19 protein-coding genes are annotated in these 20,986 nt (G+C 71.3%); 7 read left to right on the top strand and 12 right to left on the bottom strand.

Going from position 1 to position 20,986, the window contains the following annotated elements; translation table 11 throughout:
- The first annotated feature begins 14 nt into the window (after window positions 1–14).
- Both raiA and secA read left to right on the top strand, forming a co-directional pair.
- On the top strand, window positions 15–692 hold the full coding sequence (gene raiA, locus ABG090_RS09545) for a ribosome-associated translation inhibitor RaiA (RefSeq protein ID WP_347754248.1): 678 nt from the start codon (window positions 15–17) through the stop codon (window positions 690–692).
- A gap of 115 nt (window positions 693–807) precedes the next feature.
- Window positions 808–3,612 carry a preprotein translocase subunit SecA gene (secA, locus tag ABG090_RS09540; protein ID WP_347754247.1) on the top strand — a complete coding sequence of 935 codons (2,805 nt, stop codon included), beginning with the start codon at window positions 808–810 and terminating at the stop codon, window positions 3,610–3,612.
- Between the two features lie 250 nt (window positions 3,613–3,862).
- Here the strand turns inward: secA and ABG090_RS09535 are convergent, their stop codons facing one another.
- The gene (locus ABG090_RS09535; RefSeq protein ID WP_347754246.1) at window positions 3,863–4,954 is read right to left on the bottom strand and encodes a hypothetical protein; all 1,092 of its coding nucleotides are present in this window, start codon (window positions 4,952–4,954) and stop codon (window positions 3,863–3,865) included.
- A gap of 112 nt (window positions 4,955–5,066) precedes the next feature.
- On the opposite strand from ABG090_RS09535, the gene ABG090_RS09530 reads away from it, so the two are divergent.
- On the top strand, window positions 5,067–7,004 hold the full coding sequence (locus tag ABG090_RS09530; protein ID WP_347754245.1) for a BCCT family transporter: 1,938 nt from the start codon (window positions 5,067–5,069) through the stop codon (window positions 7,002–7,004).
- Window positions 7,005–7,029: 25 nt separating this feature from the next.
- Here the strand turns inward: ABG090_RS09530 and ABG090_RS09525 are convergent, their stop codons facing one another.
- Complete coding sequence (locus tag ABG090_RS09525) at window positions 7,030–7,809, bottom strand: hemolysin III family protein (protein ID WP_347754244.1); 780 nt, start codon at window positions 7,807–7,809, stop codon at window positions 7,030–7,032.
- A 70-nt stretch (window positions 7,810–7,879) separates the two neighbouring features.
- Here ABG090_RS09525 and uppS point away from each other — a divergent pair, with 70 nt between their 5' ends.
- From uppS to ABG090_RS09510, 3 genes are all read left to right on the top strand, one after another.
- The gene (uppS, locus tag ABG090_RS09520) at window positions 7,880–8,656 is read left to right on the top strand and encodes a polyprenyl diphosphate synthase (protein WP_347754243.1); all 777 of its coding nucleotides are present in this window, start codon (window positions 7,880–7,882) and stop codon (window positions 8,654–8,656) included.
- Window positions 8,657–8,886: 230 nt separating this feature from the next.
- Window positions 8,887–10,224 carry a PhoH family protein gene (locus tag ABG090_RS09515; RefSeq protein WP_347754242.1) on the top strand — a complete coding sequence of 446 codons (1,338 nt, stop codon included), beginning with the start codon at window positions 8,887–8,889 and terminating at the stop codon, window positions 10,222–10,224.
- A 367-nt stretch (window positions 10,225–10,591) separates the two neighbouring features.
- Window positions 10,592–11,416 carry a crosslink repair DNA glycosylase YcaQ family protein gene (locus ABG090_RS09510; protein ID WP_347754241.1) on the top strand — a complete coding sequence of 275 codons (825 nt, stop codon included), beginning with the start codon at window positions 10,592–10,594 and terminating at the stop codon, window positions 11,414–11,416.
- On the opposite strand, the gene ABG090_RS09505 is transcribed toward ABG090_RS09510, so the two are convergent.
- The 5 genes from ABG090_RS09505 to ABG090_RS09485 all read right to left on the bottom strand — a co-directional run bounded on the left by ABG090_RS09505 (window position 11,410) and on the right by ABG090_RS09485 (window position 14,763).
- Complete coding sequence (locus ABG090_RS09505; RefSeq protein WP_347754240.1) at window positions 11,410–11,730, bottom strand: hypothetical protein; 321 nt, start codon at window positions 11,728–11,730, stop codon at window positions 11,410–11,412. The genes ABG090_RS09510 and ABG090_RS09505 overlap by 7 nt on opposite strands.
- A gap of 143 nt (window positions 11,731–11,873) precedes the next feature.
- Complete coding sequence (locus ABG090_RS09500; RefSeq protein ID WP_347754239.1) at window positions 11,874–12,614, bottom strand: anti-sigma factor; 741 nt, start codon at window positions 12,612–12,614, stop codon at window positions 11,874–11,876.
- The gene (locus ABG090_RS09495; RefSeq protein WP_347754238.1) at window positions 12,595–13,164 is read right to left on the bottom strand and encodes a sigma-70 family RNA polymerase sigma factor; all 570 of its coding nucleotides are present in this window, start codon (window positions 13,162–13,164) and stop codon (window positions 12,595–12,597) included. Before ABG090_RS09495 ends, ABG090_RS09500 begins: the two co-directional genes overlap by 20 nt.
- Window positions 13,165–13,192: 28 nt before the next feature.
- Complete coding sequence (locus tag ABG090_RS09490; RefSeq protein WP_347754237.1) at window positions 13,193–13,897, bottom strand: class F sortase; 705 nt, start codon at window positions 13,895–13,897, stop codon at window positions 13,193–13,195.
- A gap of 56 nt (window positions 13,898–13,953) precedes the next feature.
- On the bottom strand, window positions 13,954–14,763 hold the full coding sequence (locus tag ABG090_RS09485; protein WP_347754236.1) for a DUF4397 domain-containing protein: 810 nt from the start codon (window positions 14,761–14,763) through the stop codon (window positions 13,954–13,956).
- 190 nt (window positions 14,764–14,953) lie between these two features.
- On the opposite strand from ABG090_RS09485, the gene ABG090_RS09480 reads away from it, so the two are divergent.
- Window positions 14,954–15,520, top strand: a complete 567-nt coding sequence (locus tag ABG090_RS09480; protein ID WP_347754235.1) for a prepilin peptidase — start codon at window positions 14,954–14,956, stop codon at window positions 15,518–15,520.
- 169 nt (window positions 15,521–15,689) lie between these two features.
- Here the strand turns inward: ABG090_RS09480 and ABG090_RS09475 are convergent, their stop codons facing one another.
- The 5 genes from ABG090_RS09475 to ABG090_RS09455 form a co-directional block, all read right to left on the bottom strand.
- Window positions 15,690–16,181 carry a tetratricopeptide repeat protein gene (locus ABG090_RS09475; RefSeq protein WP_347754234.1) on the bottom strand — a complete coding sequence of 164 codons (492 nt, stop codon included), beginning with the start codon at window positions 16,179–16,181 and terminating at the stop codon, window positions 15,690–15,692.
- Window positions 16,178–18,310, bottom strand: coding sequence for a prolyl oligopeptidase family serine peptidase (locus ABG090_RS09470; RefSeq protein WP_347754233.1), 2,133 nt, complete (start codon window positions 18,308–18,310; stop codon window positions 16,178–16,180). Before ABG090_RS09470 ends, ABG090_RS09475 begins: the two co-directional genes overlap by 4 nt.
- A gap of 270 nt (window positions 18,311–18,580) precedes the next feature.
- Window positions 18,581–19,993, bottom strand: coding sequence for a class II fumarate hydratase (locus ABG090_RS09465; RefSeq protein WP_347754232.1), 1,413 nt, complete (start codon window positions 19,991–19,993; stop codon window positions 18,581–18,583).
- A 41-nt stretch (window positions 19,994–20,034) separates the two neighbouring features.
- On the bottom strand, window positions 20,035–20,670 hold the full coding sequence (locus ABG090_RS09460; RefSeq protein ID WP_347754231.1) for a DUF4245 family protein: 636 nt from the start codon (window positions 20,668–20,670) through the stop codon (window positions 20,035–20,037).
- The gene (locus tag ABG090_RS09455; RefSeq protein ID WP_347754230.1) at window positions 20,667–20,933 is read right to left on the bottom strand and encodes an exodeoxyribonuclease VII small subunit; all 267 of its coding nucleotides are present in this window, start codon (window positions 20,931–20,933) and stop codon (window positions 20,667–20,669) included. The genes ABG090_RS09460 and ABG090_RS09455 overlap by 4 nt, the downstream gene beginning before the upstream one ends.
- Window positions 20,934–20,986: the final 53 nt, after the last annotated feature.

The following is a 20,986-nucleotide window of genomic DNA, read 5'->3' as shown; positions in this document are numbered from 1 at the left end:
TACGGGAGGCCACGATGGACATCACGTTCGGCGCCAAGGGCGCAGACATCACAGACCGGTTCCGCGCATACGCTGAAGACAAGCTGACGAAGGTCACGCAGCTGCTTCCCCGCGCCACCGCCCTCGATGTCAAGCTCTCGCGGCACTCCGTTCCCCACACGTCCGTCGCCGGTGGCCGCGTGGAGATCACCGTCCACGGCCCGGGCTCGATCATCCGCGCGGAAGCCGACGGCCCCGACAAGTACATGGCCTTCGACTCCGCCTATCACCGCGTCATGGAGCGCGCACGCCGCGTCCACGACAAGCGCACCGACCACAGCGCGCGCAAGCGCACCCCGCTCCACGAAGCGGTCTCGAACGGCTTCAAGCAGGTCGACATCACGCCCGCGGATCCCGCCGTCGTGGAGGCCGTCCGCACCGGCTCCATCCCGACCGTCGAGCAGTCGCACGAGGGAGAGCCCGAGTGGTCGCCGGTCGTGATCCGCCAGAAGCGATTCCCGAGCAAGCGCATGAGCGTGCGCGAGGCCGTCGACCAGATGGAGCTCGTCGGCCACCCCTTCTACCTCTTCGTCGACGACGCCTCCGGTGAGTGCGCCGTGGTCTACCGCCGCAAGGGCTGGTCGTACGGCGTCATCACGCTCGACGACGAGGCGACCGAGCCCGTGGTGGAGGCCGAGCGCTCCGCGTCCTGACCCGCTACCAAGAGGCGTCCCGGCAGCGCTGGGGCGCCTCTTGGATCGCGTTGTTAGGATGAGCAGTCGGTTACCGAACCGTTATCTTTTCCCCGAGCACGGGAGGCATCCCACCGTGGCCAATATCTTCGAGAACATGCTGCGAGCCGGCGAGGGCCGACTGCGGCGCCGCCTGGAGCGCATCGCCAAAGATGTCACCGCGCTGGAGGACGCCTTCGAAGAGCTGACGGACGAGGAGCTCGCGGGGGAGACCGACGAGTTCCGCAGCCGCTACGCCGCCGGCGAGACGCTCGACGACCTGCTGCCGGAGGCGTTCGCCGCCGTGCGCGAGGCAGCGAAGCGCACGCTGGGCATGCGCCCCTACGAGGTGCAGATCATGGGTGCCGCCGCGCTCCACCTCGGCAACATCGCCGAGATGAAGACCGGTGAGGGCAAGACGCTCGTTGCGCCCATCGCCGCCTACCTCAACGCCATCACGGGCGAGGGCGTGCACGTCGTCACCGTCAACGACTACCTCGCCAGCTACCAGTCAGAGCTCATGGGCCGCGTCTTCCGCGCCCTCGGCATGACCACCGGCTGCATCATCGCGGGGCAGACGCCGGAGGTGCGTCGCGAGCAGTACGAGGCCGACGTCACCTATGGCACGAACAACGAGTTCGGGTTCGACTACCTGCGCGACAACATGGCGCACTCGAAGGACGCCATGGTGCAGCGCGGCCACGGCTTCGCCATCGTCGACGAGGTCGACTCGATCCTCATCGACGAGGCCCGCACGCCGCTCATCATCTCCGGGCCCGCCGCCGGCGAGGCGAACCGCTGGTTCGGCGAGTTCGCCCGCATCGCGAAGCGGCTGCGCCCGGATGTCGACTACGAGGTCGACGAGAAGAAGCGCACGGTCGGCGTGCTCGAGCCCGGCATCGAGCGGGTCGAGGATCTGCTCGGCATCGACAGCCTCTACGAGTCGGCGAACACGCCGCTGATCTCCTTCCTCAACACCGCGCTGAAGGCGAAGGCGCTCTTCAAGCGCGATTCGCACTATGTGGTGATGGATGGCGAGGTGCTCATCGTCGATGAGCACACCGGCCGCATCATGCAGGGCCGCCGCTTCAACGAGGGCATCCACCAGGCGATCGAGGCCAAGGAGGGGGTGCAGATCAAGGCGGAGAACCAGACGGTCGCGACCGTGACGCTGCAGAACTACTTCCGCCTCTACGCGAAGCTCTCCGGCATGACCGGCACCGCCGACACCGAAGCGGCCGAGTTCATGTCGACCTACAAGCTCGGCGTCGTGCCCATCCCGACGAACAAGCCGCTCGTGCGCATCGACAACTCCGACCTCGTCTACGCGACGGTGGAGGGCAAGTTCAAGCACGTCGTCGAGGACATCGTCGCGCGCCACCAGAAGGGCCAGCCCGTGCTGGTGGGCACCACGAGCGTGGAGAAGAGCGAGTACCTCTCCACGCAGCTCGCGAAGCACGGTGTCAAGCACGAGGTGCTGAACGCCAAGAACCATGCGCGCGAAGCAGCGATCATCGCCCAGGCCGGCCGCGTCGGCGCCGTCACCGTGGCCACGAACATGGCCGGTCGAGGCACCGACATCATGCTCGGCGGCAACGCCGAGCACCTCGCCGTCACCCGCATGCAGGAGCTCGGCCTCAGCCCGTCGGAGACGCCGGACGAGTACGAGGAGCGCTGGGACGAGGTCTTCGCCGAGGTCAAGGAGGCCGTGGCCGAGGAGGCAGCGAAGGTCATCGACGCCGGCGGGCTCTACGTGCTCGGCACCGAGCGCCACGAATCGCGTCGCATCGACAACCAGCTGCGCGGCCGCTCCGGCCGCCAGGGCGACCCCGGCGAGAGCCGCTTCTACCTGTCGATGCAGGACGATCTGCTGCGGCTGTTCGGCGGCTCGGTCGCCCAGCGCTTCATGGCTGCGGATGCCGACGAGGACGAGATCCCGCTGGAGTCGAAGATCTTCTCCCGCACGATCCGCACCGCGCAGGCGCAGATCGAGTCGCGCAACGCCGAGATGCGCAAGAACGTGCTGAAGTACGACGACGTCATGAACCGGCAGCGCGAGGCGATCTACGCCGACCGCCGCCACATCCTCGACGGCGACGACCTCGACACGCGCGTGCAGGGCTTCCTCGAGGGCACCATCCGCAGCATCGTCGCCGAGCACACGGTCGGCAACGACAGCGACGAGTGGAACCTCGAGTCGCTCTGGAACGACGCCAAGCAGATCTACCCCGTCGGCATCACGATCGACGAGGTGGTCGCCGAGGCGCAGCCGCGACTGACCGCCGACTTCGTCACCGAGCAGCTGCTCTCCGACGCCAGGATCGCCTACGCCAAGCGCGAGGACGAGCTCGGTGCGCCCGCCATGCGACTGCTCGAGCGGCGCGTCGTGCTGTCGGTCATCGACCGCAAGTGGCGCGACCACCTCTACGAGATGGACTACCTGCGCGAGGGCATCGGCCTGCGCAGCATGGCGCAGCGCGACCCGGTGGTCGAGTACCAGAACGAGGGCTTCGTGCTCTACCAGCAGATGATGTCGGCGATTCGCGAGGAGTCGGTGACGTTCCTGTTCAACCTCGAGGTGAAGGTGCAGCAGGGCGCGAGCGCCGCGGCACCCGCGATCGAGGGCGGCGGCCTGGAGGAGGTCGAGGAGGACACCTCGACGCTCATGTACTCGGCTCCGGATGAGGACGGCGAGGCGTCGGTGCACGACGCCAAGGGCAAGGAGCTCGGCGCCGAGACCGGCAAGGCGCGCGGGAAGAGCGGCAACCCGGCCGTCGCGGCGGCCGCGAGGTCGCAGGGCGCGGCCGGCAACCGGCAGCAGCGCCGTGCGGCGGCGAAGCAGCCGAAGGCCGTGAAGAAGGTCGGCGCGTTCGGTCAGGCGCAGGACCCCGAGGACGACTGAGCGCTCCGGACGTCGCTCCGCGGGTCAGCGCTCCGTAGGTCGAGGAGGCCGCGGCCCGCAGGGTCGCGGCCGTCACGAGGCCGGGCGCGGCGGGGCGTGCAGGTCTCGTGACGCACGCCCGCCGCGCGGGCGCGCTCCTCGACCAGCGGGGCGGGTTAGGTCTCGTGACGCACGCCCGCCGCGCGGGCGCGCTCCTCGACCTTGCGTCCTCCGGGCGCAACGCGGCGGAGCCGCATTGCGTCCTCCGGACTCAACGGTCGAGGGACTGCAGGCCGTTCCAGGCGGTGATGCCGAGCGGCGGGCCGTAGGCACCGGTCGAGCCGCCGTTGGAGTAGACGGCGGTGATGGTGCCGGCGCCAGTCGCCTCGTCGATGTTCGAGACCCAGCCGGAGCCCGAGGCGCCGTCGCCCATCTCGCAGTCGGCACCGTAGTTCGCGTCGCCACCGGCGCCGTAGTTCACCTCGTCGTCGGCGCAGTAGCGCAGCACCTCTGCGTCGAAGTCGTCGTTGCCCGGGTAGCCGGCGATCACGACGCCGTTCGTCTCGGCCGTGAAGCTCACTCCCTGGCCGCCCACCGCATCCTCGAGGGTCTGCCCGCCTCGCGGCGCAACGCGGATGAAGCCGAAGTCGAAGCCCATCCAGCCGTCGTCGTCGGCGCCGTCGAGCCAGCGGGTGTTGGCCTCGAGATACTGCTCCGGCACCCACATCTCCTCGACCTCCCAGGTGCCGTAGGGAGCCTCGCCCTGCTCGTAGCCGGGGGAGAAGCGGATGCGGTCGAAGTAGTCCCTGGTGTCGTCATCCCAGATGCAGTGGGCTGCGGTGATGACGATGAGCGCGGTCTGCGAGTTGATGACCGTGCCGCTGCACGTGAAGCGGCCGGCACTGGACTCCATCTCGATCCGCCCGGTCGTCGACAGCAGCAGGCTCTCGTCGCGGGTGTGCACGGCGCCCGCGTACAGCTCGTCGCCCGCGTCGGTCGTCGGCAGCGCGATGCCGGGCGCGATGACGGGCGTGCCGAGCGTGGGCGCGAGCAGCATGTCGAAGGCGGCGTCGGGGAAGAAGCCGTCGGCCGTCTCGCCCGGGTTGCCGGCATACAGCTCGCCGGTGTCGACGACCGTCTCGTCCGTCAGCGTGATCGGCGCATCCGGCTCGACGGGCGTCACCTCCGGCAGCGGCGTGTTCGACGGATTCGGTGCTTGCGTGCGGCTGGGGATCGGCTGCGGGGTCTGCGTCTGCGGCTGTGACGGCGCCGCGGCCGGGAGCGGCGGCGGCAGGATGCAGCCCGTGGTCGTGAGCACGGCGATGGCCGCGAGCACGGTGGCTGCACTTCGGAGGTGGCCCATGGTGGCTCAACGCTAGGGGCATCGGCCGTGCGACGCCAGAGCGGCGCTGACGACTCCGGTAGCCTCGACGGGCCCGACATACCAAGCATCAGCACCCGCTCCAGGAGGAATGATGGCCGACCGACCCGCGTCCGCGCTTCGCAGCGACTGGCATCCGCCGACCGTCTGGCGGCAGGTGCGCCGACCGGTCTTCCTGCCGGCAGTGCTCATCATCCTCGCCCTGGTCGTCTTCGCCGTCGTCTACAGCGGCACCGACGGCAATGCCTTCGTGGTGCTCAAGGACGCCATCACCCAGGGCGTCGGCTGGTGGTACGTGCTCGCAGCCACGGGCTTCGTCGCCTTCTCGCTCTACTGCGGCATCTCCCGCATCGGCAACATCCGCCTCGGTCGCGACGACGAGGAGCCCGAGTTCTCCACGATCTCCTGGTTCACGATGCTCTTCAGCGCCGGCATGGGCATCGGCCTCGTCTTCTACGGGGTCGCCGAGCCGCTCTCGCACATGATGACGCCCCCCGGCAACGCGGGCGTCGAGGCGGGCACGAGCGCATCCGGCCGGCTGGCGATGGATCTGACGCTCTACCACTGGGGACTGCACGCGTGGGCGATCTACGTGGTCGTCGGTCTCGGACTCGCGTACATGACCTTCCGCCGCGGGCGGCCGCTGTCGATCCGCTGGCTGCTCGAGCCGCTGCTCGGTCGCAAGCGCGTCGAGGGCTGGATCGGTCACGCCGTCGACACGGTCGCGATCGTCGGCACGCTGTTCGGCGTCGCGACGTCGCTCGGCTTCGGTGTGCAGCAGATCACCTCGGGGCTCGAGTTCCTCGGCTGGATCGAAGGCTCGCCGACGTTCACGATCGTGCTGATCGCCTCGGTGACGGGCCTCGCGACGATCTCGGTCGTCTCCGGTCTCGACCGTGGCCTGAAGTGGCTCTCGAACATCAACATGTCGCTCGCCGCGCTGCTGGCGATCTTCGTGCTGGCGCTGGGGCCGACGCTGGTCCTGATCCAGGCCATGGTCGCGAACGCCGGCAGCTACGCCAGCGCGCTGCCGGGGCTCATGCTCGAGACGTGGCCGCTCGCCGGTGACACCTGGGCCGGTGACTGGACGATCTTCTACTGGGGCTGGTGGATGAGCTGGGCGCCGTTCGTCGGCATGTTCATCGCGCGCATCTCGCGCGGCCGCACGATCCGGCAGTTCGTCTTCGGCGTGCTGCTCGCGCCCACGATCATCGGCGTCGCCTGGTTCACGATCTTCGGCGACTCCGCGATCCTGCGGCAGCTGGCGGAGGGCGACATGCTGGTCGACGGGGCCGTCGACGCGAACACCTCGCTGTTCCAGCTGCTCGACACCTTCCCCTTCGCCGCAGTCACGAGCGTGCTGGCGATCATCATCATCATCTTCTTCTTCGTCACCTCCTCCGACTCGGGCTCGCTCGTGATCGACATCCTCGCGACCGGCGGCGCGACCGTGACGCCGAAGCTCACGCGCGTCATGTGGTCGGTGCTCGAGGGGCTCGTCGCTGCCGTGCTGCTGCTCGTCGGCGGCTCGGCGTCGCTCACGGCGCTCCAGACGGCGTCGATCGCCACGGCCGTGCCGTTCTCGATCATCATGGTGCTCGCCTGCTTCGCGCTGCTGCGGGCGTTCCACTACGAGGTCGCGTCCACGCCGCGCTACATGCGCGCGAAGATCGCGTCCTCCGCAGCGGTGGAGCAGCCCGAGCCCGAGCTGCCGCCGCACGTCGGCGGGCACGGACGCCGCGATGTCGCGACCACCTTCGCGGGGCTGCCGCCGGCCACGGCCGAGGCTGCGCCGGAGGGTGGCGAGTTCCTGGTCACGCTGCACGAGGTGTCGTCGGCGGCAGTGGATGTCGATGCCGACGGTGTCGCCGTGCTCGACGAGGACCGCGTCGCGCAGGACCCGATCGCGGGCGAGGTGTTCGACACCCCGGAGTTCGCCGCCTCGCACGCCGGGCAGATGCTGGAGCAGGAGGAGGCTGCGGCCGAGCAGTCGGATCCGCAGGACCCGCAGGACCAGCGCCCCATTCGCTGAGCTGCGCCGTGGCGCTCGTGCCTGGCTACGCCGGCGGTGCGAGCGCCACCAGCAGGATCGCGGTCCAGTGGCAGAAGAACGCGATCACCGTGCAGATGTGGAAGAGCTCGTGGAACCCGAAGTGGCCGGGCACCGGGTTCGGCTTCTTCGTGCCGTAGAAGATCGCCCCGACCGTGTAGGCGAGGCCTCCGGCGATCACGAGCGCGGCCGTCGCGGCGTTGGCCGCCCAGATGTCGCCGAGGAACGCGACGGCGGCCCAGCCGAGCGCGAGGTAGATCGGCACGTAGAGCCAGCGCGGCGCGGAGAGCCAGAAGATGCGGAAGGCGATGCCGAGCAGCGCGCCGCTCCAGATGACCGTCAGCAGGATCCAGTCGGCGGGGGAGGCCAGCGTCAGCAGCGCGATGGGCGTGTAGCTGCCGGCGATGAGCAGGAAGATGTTCGCGTGGTCGAACCGCTTGAGCATCACGCGCGTGCGCTCGGACCAGGTGAAGCGGTGGTAGACGGCGGAGACGCCGAACATCAGCACGCCGGACATCGCGAAGACGGCGGTGGACCAGGTCGCGGTCGCGCCGTTGGCGAGCACCACGAGCACGATGCCGGCGACGAGCGCGAGCGGGGCGGTGCCGGCGTGGATCCAGCCGCGCCAGGTGGGCTTGCCCTCGATCTCGGCCTCGGCGATCGCGTCGCCGGCCGCTTCGATGAAGGGCAGGTGCGCGTCGGCGGCGCCGTCCATGACCTCGTCGACGAGGTCGTGCGACTCGCCGTGCTGAGGGGCGCCCTGGGGTTCGCGGGATGCTGCTGCCATGGCTACAGCGTACGCCGTACGCAGTAGCGCTCCGAGCATGCATCCGTGCCGCGCCCGCTAGATTCGGAACGTGCGACTGCGCAGCGCCCCGGGATCACGGCTGGTCTACCGCTACTACGAGCGGCGGCTCCGGCACGAGCTCGAGCGCGCTCCCGTGCCGCGCCACATCGCCATGATCATCGACGGCAACCGCCGCTGGGCGCGGGAGCAGAAGCACGCGACGGTCGGCCACGGGCACCGGGCGGGCGCGGTGAAGCTGCGCCAGTTCGTCGACTGGTGCGCGAGCGTCGATGTGGAGGTCGTCACGCTCTACCTGCTGTCGCGCGACAACCTCACCGGGCGCGCGTCGGCCGAGCTCGGCGAGCTGTGCGAGATCATCGCCGACCTCGCCGATGACCTGTCGCGGCAGCCGGGCCGACGCATCCGCCACGTCGGCGACGTGGAGGGCCTGCCCGCGCAGCTGGTCTCGTCGCTGCAGGCCGCAGCGGCGCGCTCGGCAGACAACGACGGGCTGCACGTCAACCTGGCCGTCGGCTACGGCGGCCGCCACGAGCTGGTCGAAGCGGTGCGGCGGATCCTCGCGAATGCGGACACATCGAGCCCTGCAGAGCTCGCCGAGCGCCTCACGCCCGAGCTGATCGCCGAGCACCTGTGGACGGCCGGCCAGCCCGATCCCGATCTGGTGATCCGCACCTCGGGCGAGCAGCGGCTGAGCGACTTCATGCTGTGGCAGAGCGCGCACAGCGAGTTCTACTTCGTCGAGGCCATGGGACCGGACCTGCGCGAGGTGGACTTCCTGCGCGCGGTGCGCGCCTACGGCCTGCGCGAGCGCCGCTACGGCAGATGAGCCGCGCCGCGGCGGCCGGTCGCTGCCGGCCCGGCGAATGTGTCGGGCAGGTGAACGTTCCGGGGACTGCGGAACCGCCCGTGTGTCCCTGCCTCGTGGTCGCCGATCTCGGGCGTATGTTCGGGTCAGCCGGGCAGATCCGCCCGGCGAGCGAGCGGCCATCGCGCCAGCGAGCACCACGGGAGGCGACGGCCGCGTGATCCGACCACAGGTCGGAAAGGGAGCATCACGTGCCTGACCTCGCCACCACCACCGCATCCGCAGCCGACGAGGCCGAGGGCCTCGCGACCCGCCAGCGCACCTACGTGCTCGACACGAGCGTGCTGCTGTCGGATCCGGGTGCGATCCACCGCTTCGCCGAGCACCAGGTGGTCATCCCCGTGACCGTCATCGCCGAGCTCGAGAAGAAGCGGCACGACCCCGAGATCGGGTACTTCGCACGGAAGGCGCTCCGCAACCTCGACGACCTGCGCACGGTGCACGAGCGGCTCGACTTCCCGGTGCCGACCGAGCACGGCGGCTCCCTGCGCGTCGAGCTGAACCACACCAACCAGCAGGTGCTGCCCAGCGGGCTGCAGCTGGGCGACAACGACTCGCGCATCCTCGCGGTCGCCTCCAACCTGTCGCACGACGGCCTCGACGTGTGCGTCGTGTCGAAGGACATGCCGATGCGGGTGAAGGCGGCGTCGATCGGGCTGGCGGCGGAGGAGTACCTCGCCGAGCAGGCGGTCGATTCCGGCTGGACCGGCATCACCGAGCTCGCGCTCTCGGGCGAGCAGATCAACGCGCTCTACGAGGATGAACGGCTCGAGACGTCGCTGGTCAAGGATCTGCCGCGCAACACCGGGCTGGTCATCTCCTCCGAGCGCGGCTCCGCGCTCGGGCGCGTGACGCGAGCCGGCGAGATCTCGCTGGTGCGCGGCGACCGCGAGGTCTTCGGGGTGCACGGCCGATCGGCCGAGCAGCGGCTTGCGATCGACCTGCTGCTCGACGACGAGGTCGGCATCGTGTCGCTCGGCGGCTCGGCCGGCACCGGCAAGTCGGCACTCGCGCTCGCGGCGGGCCTGGAGGCCGTGCTCGAGCGGCGCCTGCACAAGAAGGTGATCGTCTTCCGCCCCCTCTACGCCGTCGGCGGCCAGGAGCTCGGCTACCTGCCCGGCGACAAGGACGAGAAGATGAACCCCTGGGGGCAGGCGATCTACGACACGCTCGGCGCGCTGGTCGGAGACAACGTGCTCGACGAGGTCGCCGATCGCGGCTTGCTGGAGGTGCTGCCGCTCACGCACATCCGTGGACGCTCGCTGCACGACGCCTTCGTGATCGTCGATGAGGCGCAGTCGCTCGAGCGCAACGTGCTGCTCACGGTGCTCAGCCGCATCGGGCAGAACTCGCGCGTGGTGCTCACGCACGACATCGCGCAGCGCGACAACCTGCGGGTCGGCCGCCACGACGGGGTCGCGAGCGTGATCGAGACGCTGAAGGGCGAGGACCTCTTCGGGCACGTGACGCTGATGCGCTCAGAGCGGTCCCGCATCGCGGCCCTCGTGACGAGCCTGCTGGAGGGCTGACGCGGCATCCGGCCACCGCGCTCGACCCCTTCCGCCTTCCGCGACCCGATGCACCGGGTCGGCGCCGGCGGAAGGGGTCGGCTGCCGTCGGCCGTCGCCGGTAGCGTTGCGCCATGCTCCAGATGACGCGGTCGGAAGCACGGCGGATGCGGCTGGTCGCGCAGGGACTGCACGGGCGCGGCCGAGCGGGCGGCGCGGCGAGCGGAGCCGTGCCCGGGCCGACGCCGACCGAGGCGGTGCGGCGCATGGTCGCGATGCAGGGGCAGGATCTGGCGCAGGTGCTGCGCGCGATCGCGATCCGCTCGGTGCCGGGCACCACGCTGGCCGACGTGCGCGCCGCGTTCGACCGGGGCGAGCTCGTCCGCGCGTGGGCCATGCGCGGCACGCTCTTCGTCGCGACGCCGCAGGATCTCGCCGCGCTGCACGCGGCCGTGACGCCCAGGATGCGGCGGCAGGAATGGCGGATGTGCACCGACCGCGGCATCGAGGAGGACGTGGCGTTGCGCTCGGCGGAGGCGCTCATCGAGCACCTCTCGGCGGGCCCTCGCTCGCGGCGTTCGATGCTCGCCTGCTGGGATGCGGCCGGTGTCGAGACCGGCGGCGGCGCGGCTACCACCTGCTCGCACTGCATGCCTACGACGGGATCGTGCGCTTCGGCCCGTTCGAGGGGGAGGAGCAGCTGCTGCTCGGCGGCGCGGCGCCGCCGGTGGCCGATCCCGAGGCCGCCCTCGCCGAGGGGCTCGGCCGCTTCGTCGCCGCTCGTGGCCCGACCGCTGTCGATGATGCCGCCTGGTGGAGCGGGTTGCCGAAGACGCTCGTCCGAGCCGCGCTGGCCCGAGCGCAGGGCCTGGAGCCCGTGCTCGTCGGCGGCGAGCCGATGCTCGTCGCCTCCGATGCGGCCGCGGGCCGTCGCAGCGGCGTGCGGCTGGTGCCTGGCTTCGACGAGTGGATCCTCGGCTACCGCGATCGCTCGCACACGGCCAGCCCGGCGATGCTGCACGCGATGGTGCCCGGTGGCAACGGTGTCTTCAAGCCGGTCGTGCTCGTCGACGGTCGCGCGGTCGGCACGTGGCGGTGGCCGGCTCGGCAGGGCCGGCAGCCGGGCGAGCCGCTGCTGCAGCTCGTCGAGGACGTGCCCGAGGCGACGGCCGCGAGCATCCACCGCGCGGTGGCGGCCTGGCCGGATCACTGACCGCGTCGACGGCCGCCTCGGGATCGGCGGAAGCACGCTCGACGCTGATCGCCTTCGTGGCGCAGCGTCGCACCATCCGTCGGATTCACGGTGGGCGCAGCGGCGGCCTCCGCCTCGATCTCGTCGAGGGTCCGCTGCCAGAGCGCCGCCGGGGGCTGCACGGGCTCGACGAGCGCTGCGATGAGGATGTCGGCGGTGCGTCGCAGCGAGGCGACCTCGCAGGCGCACGCACGGCATTCGTCGACGTGCTCGCTCCGCTCGACCGCTTCACCCAATGCGAGCGCGGTGAGATCCTCGTCCGGCAGGTGCTGCATGCGACTCCTTCCCCGCACTGGGTATTCGGAGCGACGCCGCCGACGGTTGCTTTCTGGCGCGGGACGGCAGGCCACGGGTCGCGACGCCTCCGCGCACAGCCGTGCGGCGCCCGCGAGCGCGGGACGCCGTGTGCCCCGACGCGTCAGAGCTCGAGCGCACCCCGCCAGATGCTGTTGCCCGAATGCGTGGGGTCGCCGTCGAACGGCTCGATCGAGACGTCGACGATCGGGTAGGTCGCGAGATCGAGCCCGGGCGGCAGCGAGAGCTGCGTGGACTCGGCATCCATGACGCCCAGGCTCACCATCTGCTGCGCCTGCGTGTCGAGGAGCCACACGTCGAGGTAGCCGTCCACCTGCGGCAGCGACTCGACATCGACCACCAGCAGCCGCTGCCCGTCGCGCTCGATCACCTCGGCGCGCGCCGGGGCCACGGAGACCGTGGACTCGAGAGGATCGAGCACGGCATTGGCGACATCCGTCGACCGCGGGATTCCTCCCAGCTGGCCGATGAGCAGCACCGCGACCGACGCGGCGACCGCGGCCGACGCGGCGCATGCCGCCAGCAGTGCGCCGGTGCTGAAGCGCCGACGGCGACGACGCGCGACATGCGCGGACGCTCGCGGCGCGGGCGCGGGCGCGGGCGCGAGCGTCGCGGTGGCCGGCGAGCTCGCCAGCGCGCCGTCATCGGTGATCTCCGCGGCGATGCGATCCCAGATGCCGGCCGGCGGCGTGAGCGCAGGCACGTCCGCCGCGCGGTAGCGCTCGGCGGCACGGCGCAGCGAGGCGATCTCGTCGCGGCATGCCGCGCAGGCATCCAGGTGCTTGCTCTCCGGGTCTCCCACTAGGGCGAGCGCGGCGAGCTCATCATTCGACAGGTGCTCCATGCGTCTCCTCCCAACGGTCTCGGAGCCGGCGCAGTGCGCGCGACAGGTGGCTCTTCACGGTGCCGACCGGCATCGCGAGCGTCTCGGCGATCCAGGCGGTCGACCGGTCCTCGATCACGGCCAGGCGCACGATCGTGCGCTGCGGCTCTCCGATGCGCTCCAGCTGCTCCTGCACGGTCAGCGCATCCTCGACGGAGTCGAGCACGGGATCGCCCGCCCCCTGCTCCAGCGCCGCCGCGAGCGCCTCGGGCTCCGTCGCGAGCTCGTGCTGCGAGCGGGCACGCCAATGATCGGCGATGCGGCGCCGCGCGATGGTCACGATCCACGCGCCCAGCGGTCCCGCCGCAGGGTCGTAGGAATCGCGCGACCGCCAGACGGAGACGAAGGTCTGCTGCACCACGTCCTCCGCATCGTGCGGCGCCATCGCCCGCAGCGCGATCGCGTAGACCATCCCGCCCCAGCGCTCGTAGACGAGCCGCAGCACCTCCGGCGACGGATCGGCCGCGAAGGCCGCGCTCAAGCGCGCCGCTTCGAGATCCTCGGTCACCACGCGTCGAACGTAGCATCGCCGTCACCGCTCACGAGCCGATGGGGACGGCGGTCACGACGATGTTGTCCTCATAGGCCCCCGCGGCCGCATCCCACGCGCCGCCGCAGGTGACGAGCTGCATCGCATGCTCGCCGTCGCGCGCGAAGAGCGACTCGAGCGGCAGCGCGGCCTTGGAGATCTGCTCGATCGCCGTGATGCGGAAGCGCAGCAGGGCACCGGACTCGGTGGTGACCTCGACGACGTCGCCCGCGGAGGCGCGCAGCACCGACGCCATGGGGGCGGCGCCGATGTCGCTGTCGAAGTGCGCGGCCAGCACCGCGGAGCCTGCGTCGGCGCCAGGAGCCGGCCCGTACTCGTACCAGCCGAGCTCGGTCACGAGCTCCGGAACATCCATCTGGCCGTCCTCGCGCACGCCCACCGGCACGACACCGAGGTCGAGGCCGACCGAGGGCACCCGCACGGACGCGGGCTCGTCGACGAGCACCGGCGCGACGAGGGATGCATCCCTCGTGCCGACCCCGGTAGGCACGACTGCGGCGGGCGCCGCCGCCTCGGTGGTCGGCGCCTGGGATGGCGACGGCAATGGCGGGGCGGATGCCGCCGCGGCAGGCTGATCCTGCACGGTCGGCGCGATCGACTGGGTGACGAGCACGAGGCCCGTCACGACCGCCGCGGTGCCGAGCACCGCGAGAGCGACCGTCGCCCAGCGCGGCGTGCGACGGCGCTCGGACACGGGGGAGGGCTCCCGCCGCGACGAACGCGACGGGAGCCCTCGGTTGGTGCGCATGATCAGCTGCGCTCCCGGGCGGGGCGGAGCGTGCGCGAGGCGATCAGGCCGAGGCCGAGCACGCCGGCCAGGGCCAGGGTGATGCCGAGTGCGCGCTGGTCAGCAGCGCCTCCGAGGCCCGACGGCACGCCGCTGGGCGTGCTGTGCGCCTCGACGGTCTGCACCGCGAGGTCGAGGTTGCCGTCTTCGGCGCTGCCCCACGCGACCACGATGGTGTTGACGCCTTCAGCGAGGTCGAGGTCAGCCGGGCCGATCGCGACGTCTTCGGTGCCCGCAAGCACCACATCCGCCGTCACCATGCCGGCAGCGGTGTCGAGCGACGCCTCATCCGGGTTGGTCAGGCCTTCGACGATGGCGTCACCGTTGGCACGCACGTCGACGGCCGGAGCCGCGGCGAGGTGGCGGACGGTGAGGCGAGCGTCGCCGGCCTCGGTCGGCTCGGTGTCGTTCGCGAAGGCGGAGAGCATGGGGTCGCCGCTCTCGGACAGGTGCGCGACCAGCGTCAGGTTGGCCGACGCGGGAACCTCGACCCCCATCGCCTCGATCGCCGGGTCCGCCGAGTCAGGCGTGTCACCGTCTGCGAAGACCTGGATGTCGTAGGAGCCGGCCGCGAGCATCATCTCGTCGGTGAGCGTGCCGGGCTCGAAGTCGGCAATGGCTTCGTCGCCATTGATGTAGACGTCGACCGTGAGGCCGGGGACTGCGTGCAGCACCGACACCGTGGCGTCGCCGTCGGCGGCCATGGCGGGTGCGGCACCGAATGCCGTCAGGGCGACTGCGGCTCCGACGCCGATCGCGAGCTTGCGCTTCATGATGGTCTCCTCGATTCGTGCGACGCTCCATGCGCCGTCCTACCCCCATATCGGCGCGGAACCCCGGATCGGTTGCAGCGACCCGACGTTCGTGCATCCCGGGCGTGTCGCGTGGCTCAGGGGTGGCAGTGTCGAACGGCGCTGTGGAGAGCGCGCGCGCAGCCGGTGCCGGCATGGCTACGGTGACCGCATGACGGCGGCGGTGAGCGAGCAGGCGGAGGTCGCGGGGCTCCGGCCACCGGTGCGACTGCGCCCACTCGATACGCTCGGGCTGCCGCTGGCGGGCGCGGCCGCAGCGGTGCTCGCGGGCGAGGGATGGGATGTCGCCGCCGTGGCGCCGCTCGCCGCCGTCGCACTCGCCGCGCCCGCGCTCATCCGCATCGACACGGCCGAGCGCCGCCTCCCGAACGCCATCACCGTGCCGCTGCTGCTGATCGCGGCGCTGGCGTGCCTCGTGCGCCTGCTGGCTGGCGATCTTGCGCCGCTCGTCGGACTCGGCTGCGGAGCACTGCTGCTGCTCATGGCCGTGACCGGCGGGATGGGCATGGGCGACGTGAAGCTCGGCGCTGCCCTGGCGCTCGCGACCGCGACGCTCGGATGGTCGGTGCCGCTCGTCGGCCTGGCGGCATCCGTGGTCATTGGCGGCGTCGTGGGCATCGTGGCGCTGGCTGTCGGCCACCGCACGCTGGCCTTCGGGCCCTGGCTGCTCGCCGGCCACGCGATCGCCGCCGCCCTGGCGGCCCTCGGCCTCGCCTGACGCGCGTCAGCCTCGCGAGCCGGTCCGGCGCCGCTCCGCGCTACCGGCGCGTGTCAGGTTGTTGCTGTGGTTGGGGGGAATTGCAGCAACAGCTTGACACGCGCCCGGCCGCGACAGCGGCGGGAGCAGTAGCGGGACGGGCGCGGGCTCCGGTGGGATGCGCGCTCCGTCAGGCAGCGGGCTCGGTCAACGCCGCCGCATAGGCGCGCACCGAGCGGTTGTAGCGCGGCAGGGTGGGCTCGATCGCCTCGACGATGACGCGCATCGCCTCATCGTGGCGCCCGGCGGCGTGCAGTGCGAGCGCAAGGAACACCCGTGGCGCCGCACCGGTCGACGGATGCGTCGGCGCGGCCTCCAGCACCGCGATGGCGTCATCGACGCGGCCGGTGTTGCGGAGCGTCGAGCCGTACTGCACCGCGAGCTGCGCATGCTGCTCGGGCGCCAGCCCCAGCTCCCGCGCCCGCTCGTACTCGCGCTCCGCCTCGTGCTCGAATCCGTGCGAGTCGTACATGCCGCCCAGCTCGAACGCGGCCCGCCCATCCTCGCCGGGGTAGTCGCCAGCGAGCTCGCGCATCGCAGCGACCGCCTCATCGCGAGGCAGCGCGTCGGAGCGCTCCCAGAGGCTCGCGACCTGCGCCTCCCAGTCCGCGAGCGCGCTCACGCCTGCACTCGAGCAGTGGAGGTGTCGGTGCCGACATCCGCGCGCTCGGCCGCCGGCGTCGCGGCCGGGACGGCGTCGACGACCAGTCCCGTGTGGTGCGCCGCGAACGCCAGCTGGTCGGCGAACTCGAGCGCAGCGGCGTCTTTCGGCTTGCCCATTCCGTGCCCGGCGCGGGTGTCGACGGAGAGCAGCACGGGCGCATCCGATCCCGACGCCGCCTGCGCCCGCTGCAGCTCGGCCGCGAACTTGAACGAGTGCGCCGGCACGACGCGGTCGTCGTGATCGCCCGTGGTGATGAGCGTCGGGGGATAGGCGACACCCTCGCGCACGCGGTGCAGCGGCGAGTAGGCGCGCAGGTAGGCGTGCGCCTCGGCATCATCGGGGTCGCCGTAGTCGCTCGCCCACGCCCAGCCGATCGTGAAGCGGTGGAAGCGCAGCATGTCGAGCACGCCGACGCCCGGCAGTACCGCGGCCCACAGCTCGGGCCGCTGCGTCAGCGCCGCGCCCGCGAGCAGGCCGCCGTTGGAACGGCCGTGCAGCGCGAGCTGCTCGCTCGTCGTCACGCCCGTCGCCACCAGGTGCTCGGCGATCGCGAACAGGTCGTCGAAGACCTGCTGCTTGCGATCCTTCGTGCCGCCCTTGTGCCACTCGGAGCCGAACTCGCCGCCACCGCGCAGGTTCGGCACCACGAGCGCGCCACCGGCGGCGACCCAGGCGGCGAGCACGGCGCGGAAGCCCGGGTTCATGGGGATGTTGAAGCCGCCGTAGCCCCAGATGAGCGTCGGCCGCGGCGCGCTGCCGTCGTCGCCCTCGGGGCGAACGAGGAACGCGGCAACGGTCTGGCCATCGGTGGAGACGGTGCGGATGCGCGTGGTTGTCGCGGCGGGCGCATCGGGACCCGGGGTCGGGAGTGTGCGGTGCGAGACGAGCCTCGCGCCGTCGACCTCGATGCTGTGCCGGGTGCCGCGATCGACGAAGCTCGAGGTGCTCGCGAGCACCGTGTTCGAGTCCCGGCTCGCGTCCGAGCCGGTGATCGAGACGCCGTCGCCGAGCGGCACGGCGTCACCGAGCTCGCCGTCGAAGGTCGCCAGCTGCATGCGGTGGCTCGCGTCGTGCGAGTACTCCAGCACCAGGCCGCTCGCGGTGAGCGAGGCGTCGAGCAGCACGTCCTCCGGATGCTCGGCGACGACCGTCGACTCCTTGCCGGTCTCGAGTTCGAAGGCTGCGAGCCGGTAGCGCGCGGCGCCATCGTCGGTGACGGCGTAGAGCCGGCCCTGGCGGATGCCGACCCCGTTCCACTCGTGCTCGTGGCCGTCGACGAGCTGGGTCAGTGCATCGTCGCCGGCGCGTCCGGCGGCGAGGTCGTTGCCGCTCGACGCGCCGGTGTCGGTCGAGAGCACGAACCAGCGGTCGTGGCGCGGCCAGTGGCGGGCGAACATGCGCGGCTGGTCGGGGTCGGTCCACAGCACGACGTCGTCAGCGACATCGGTGCCGACGACGTGACGCATCAGACGCCCACCGCCCATCTCATCGGTGAGCGCGTCGCCGGTCGGCGCCTCGTAGGACCAGTAACTGAAGGCGCGGCTGTCGAGCCAGACCGCGGCGTTCCACTTCGTCCACGGGATCTCGTCGGCGAGATCCTCGCCGGTGGCGACGTCGCGGATGCGGATGGTGCGCCAGTCCGAGCCGCCGTCGGCCGCGCCCCAGGCGAGCAGCTTGCCGTCGGGGGAGACGCTCGCCATGGTGACGGCGACCGTGCCGTCGCTCGAGAGCGCGTTCGGGTCGAGCAGCACGCGCGGGCCGTCGCCTGCGTCGTCGAGCGCCTCGATCGAGTCGGCGACCACGAGCAGCGGCTGGTTCTCGCCGTCGCTCTGCCAGGCGAAGGCGCGGCCGCCGCGCAGCCAGGGACAGCCGCGCGTCGGGGCTTCGAGCAGCGCGGTGACCTGCTCGCGGAAGACGGCGCGGGCGGGCAGCTGCGCAAGCACCGGCTCGGCGAAGGCGTTCTGCGCCTCGATGAACGCGCGCGTCTCGGCCGAGTCGCCATCCTCGAGCCAGCGATACGGATCGGCGACCGCCTCCCCGTGGATCATCTCGACGGTCTCGTGCCTGCTCACCTCGGGATAGCGCATCCGCTCACCCTACGACGGCGAGCTTCCCCAACCCGAACGTTTCGCGGGCGAACCGCGCCCTTCGAGGAAGCTCGCGAAACCGCGCGACGGCGAGCTTCCCGAGGGCGCGCGCTTGGACGGGAGAACGCGCGATTCGGGGAAGCTCGCCGAACGCCGAACGCCGAACGCCGAACGCCGAACGCCGAACGCCGAACGCCGAACGCCGAACGCCGAAGCCCGAAGGCCGAGGGCCGAGGGGCGAGAGGCGGAGGACGGCGCCCGCGGGAGTGGCTACTTGGCGACGCCCGGGTGGGTCATCGAGAGCAGGTCGAGCGCCTTGTCCATGTCGGCCTCGGTCAGTTCGCCGCGCTCCACGTAGCCGAGGTCGATGACGGCCTCGCGCACCGTGATGCCCTGGGCGACCGAGTGCTTCGCGATCTTCGCGGCCGCCTCGTAGCCGATGAGGCGGTTGAGCGGCGTGACGATCGACGGGCTCATCCCGGCGAGCGCTGCGGCGCGCTCGATGTCGGCCTCGAGACCGGCAACGGTCTTGTCGGCGAGCACGCGCGACGCGTTCGAGAGCAGACGGATCGACTCCAGCAGCGCCGTGCCCATCACCGGGATCTGCACGTTGAGCTCGAACGAGCCCGAGGCGCCGGCCCACGCGACGGTGGCGTCGTTGCCGATCACGCGCGCGCACACCATGAGCACGGCCTCCGGCACCACCGGGTTGACCTTGCCCGGCATGATCGACGAGCCCGGCTGCAGGTCGGGGATGCGCAGCTCGCCGAGCCCCGTGTTCGGGCCGGAGCCCATCCACCGCAGGTCGTTGTTGATCTTGGTGAGCGAGACCGCGATCGTGCGCAGCGCGCCGGATGCCTCGACGAGGCCGTCGCGGTTGGCCTGCGCCTCGAAGTGGTTGCGCGCCTCGGTGATCGGCAGACCCGACGACGCCGCGATCTCGGCGATGACCTTCTCCGGGAAGCCGAGCGGCGTGTTGATGCCGGTGCCGACGGCGGTGCCGCCCTGCGGCACCTCGGCGACGCGCGGGAGCGCGGCCTCGATGCGCTCGATGCCGTAGCGGATCTGCGCCGCGTAGCCGCCGAACTCCTGGCCGAGCGTGACGGGCGTGGCGTCCATGAGGTGGGTGCGGCCGGGCTTGACGGCGTCGGCCCACAGCGTGGCCTTCTCCTCCAGTGCCTCGGCCAGGTGCTGGAGCGCCGGGATGGCCTGCTCGATGAGCGCACCGGTGACGGCGATGTGCACGGAGGTGGGGAAGACGTCGTTCGACGACTGCGACGCGTTCACGTGGTCGTTGGGGTGCACGGCGCCGTCGGCGTCGGCGCGGTGCTTGGTAGCGAGCGCGGCGAGCACCTCGTTCATGTTCATGTTCGACGACGTGCCCGAGCCGGTCTGGTACGTGTCCACCGGGAACTGGTCGTGGTGCGCGCCGCCGATGATCTCGTCAGCAGCGGCGACGATCGCTTCGGCGATCGAGCCGTCGAGCACGCCCAGCTCTCGGTTGGCGATCGCGGCCGCGCGCTTGATCCGTGCGAGCGCGACGATCTGCGCGGCTTCGAGGCCGGAGCCGGAGATGGGGAAGTTCTCGACCGCGCGCTGCGTCTGCGCCGCGTAGAGCGCGTTCTTGGGCACGCGCACCTCGCCCATGGTGTCGTGCTCGATCCGGTAGTCGACGTCGTTCACTTCGCTGTGCCTTTCGCTTGGCGGGATTCGTGTCTGGGTGGCTACTCGCCAGCAGTGAGCTGTGCGCTCACGGCCTCGGCGAACATCTGGAGCTCCGCGTCGTCGGCGGTGCCGCCGACGACCACCGTGGAGGCGCCCTGCTCGGTGGTGAGCACGTACTCGAGGTTGCCCGGATCCTCCAGCTGGCGCTGGTCGTGCTCGATCCAGGTGATCCCATCGATCGTGCGCTCGCCCGTGGGCGTCGCCTGGTCGATCGCGGCCACGAGCCAGGTGGGGTTCGCGTCGAGCGCCTGGCGGAAGAAGAGGAACTGCTGCTCGGGCGTGACGTAGCCTGCGTACCAGGTGATCACGTCATCGGCGCCGGTGCGCACCTCGGCGACATTCGCCGCCCACTCCTCGGGCAGGTCGGGCGCGAGCAGCGGCTCATCGGTGATGGCCTGGGCTCCGGCCGCGGCCGCCGGCACGTCGATCGGCTCCCGCTCTGGCACGTCCGGTCGCACCACCACGAGCACCATGACGAGCACGACGGCGAGGCAGACGATGAGCGCCGCGATCAAGTTGACGAAGCTGCGGTTCTCGCGGTGGCGTCGCGACGCGGCGGCCTTGCGCGCGAAGGTCTCGTCGGGCGTCTCCGGCCGGCCGAGCTCTGCGACGATGCGCGGCTCCTTGCGGCTCATGCCTCGTCAGCCCCCGGCGTGCCGCTCGCCGCGGTGTCGCTCGCGCGCGATGCATCGGCGCTGCGGGCGGCGTCGAGCCGCTGCTTGGCGCCCTGCAGCCACTGCTCGCAACGATCGGCCAGCGCGTTCCCGCGCTCCCAGAGCGCGAGCGACTCCTCGAGCGACGCACCGCCCGACTCGAGCGCCGTCACGACGCGCACGAGCTCGTCTCGCGCCTGCTCGTACGAGAGCTCGGCGACATCGTCATTCACGGGAGTGCTCACGGCCCGAGTCTACCGGCGTGCGCGTGTCTACCGGCGTGCGCGTGTCTACCGGC

Origin of the sequence: Agrococcus sp. ProA11, from assembly GCF_039880525.1 — a bacterium.
In the GTDB taxonomy this organism is placed as follows: Bacteria; Actinomycetota; Actinomycetes; order Actinomycetales; family Microbacteriaceae; genus Agrococcus; species Agrococcus chionoecetis.
Note: the sequence above shows the minus strand (reverse complement) of the source record. Positions and strands in the feature narration are given on the sequence as shown.

What these genes read in the sequence shown, in the direction of transcription:
- raiA (WP_347754248.1), top strand. Translation starts at nt 15, where the DNA reads ATGGACATCACGTTCGGCGCCAAGGGCGCAGACATCACAGACCGGTTC.
- ABG090_RS09535 (WP_347754246.1), bottom strand. Translation starts at nt 4,954, where the DNA reads ATGGGCCACCTCCGAAGTGCAGCCACCGTGCTCGCGGCCATCGCCGTG.
- ABG090_RS09530 (WP_347754245.1), top strand. Translation starts at nt 5,067, where the DNA reads ATGGCCGACCGACCCGCGTCCGCGCTTCGCAGCGACTGGCATCCGCCG.
- ABG090_RS09525 (WP_347754244.1), bottom strand. Translation starts at nt 7,809, where the DNA reads ATGGCAGCAGCATCCCGCGAACCCCAGGGCGCCCCTCAGCACGGCGAG.
- ABG090_RS09505 (WP_347754240.1), bottom strand. Translation starts at nt 11,730, where the DNA reads ATGCAGCACCTGCCGGACGAGGATCTCACCGCGCTCGCATTGGGTGAA.
- ABG090_RS09500 (WP_347754239.1), bottom strand. Translation starts at nt 12,614, where the DNA reads ATGGAGCACCTGTCGAATGATGAGCTCGCCGCGCTCGCCCTAGTGGGA.
- ABG090_RS09485 (WP_347754236.1), bottom strand. Translation starts at nt 14,763, where the DNA reads ATGAAGCGCAAGCTCGCGATCGGCGTCGGAGCCGCAGTCGCCCTGACG.
- ABG090_RS09480 (WP_347754235.1), top strand. Translation starts at nt 14,954, where the DNA reads ATGACGGCGGCGGTGAGCGAGCAGGCGGAGGTCGCGGGGCTCCGGCCA.
- ABG090_RS09470 (WP_347754233.1), bottom strand. Translation starts at nt 18,310, where the DNA reads ATGCGCTATCCCGAGGTGAGCAGGCACGAGACCGTCGAGATGATCCAC.
- ABG090_RS09460 (WP_347754231.1), bottom strand. Translation starts at nt 20,670, where the DNA reads ATGAGCCGCAAGGAGCCGCGCATCGTCGCAGAGCTCGGCCGGCCGGAG.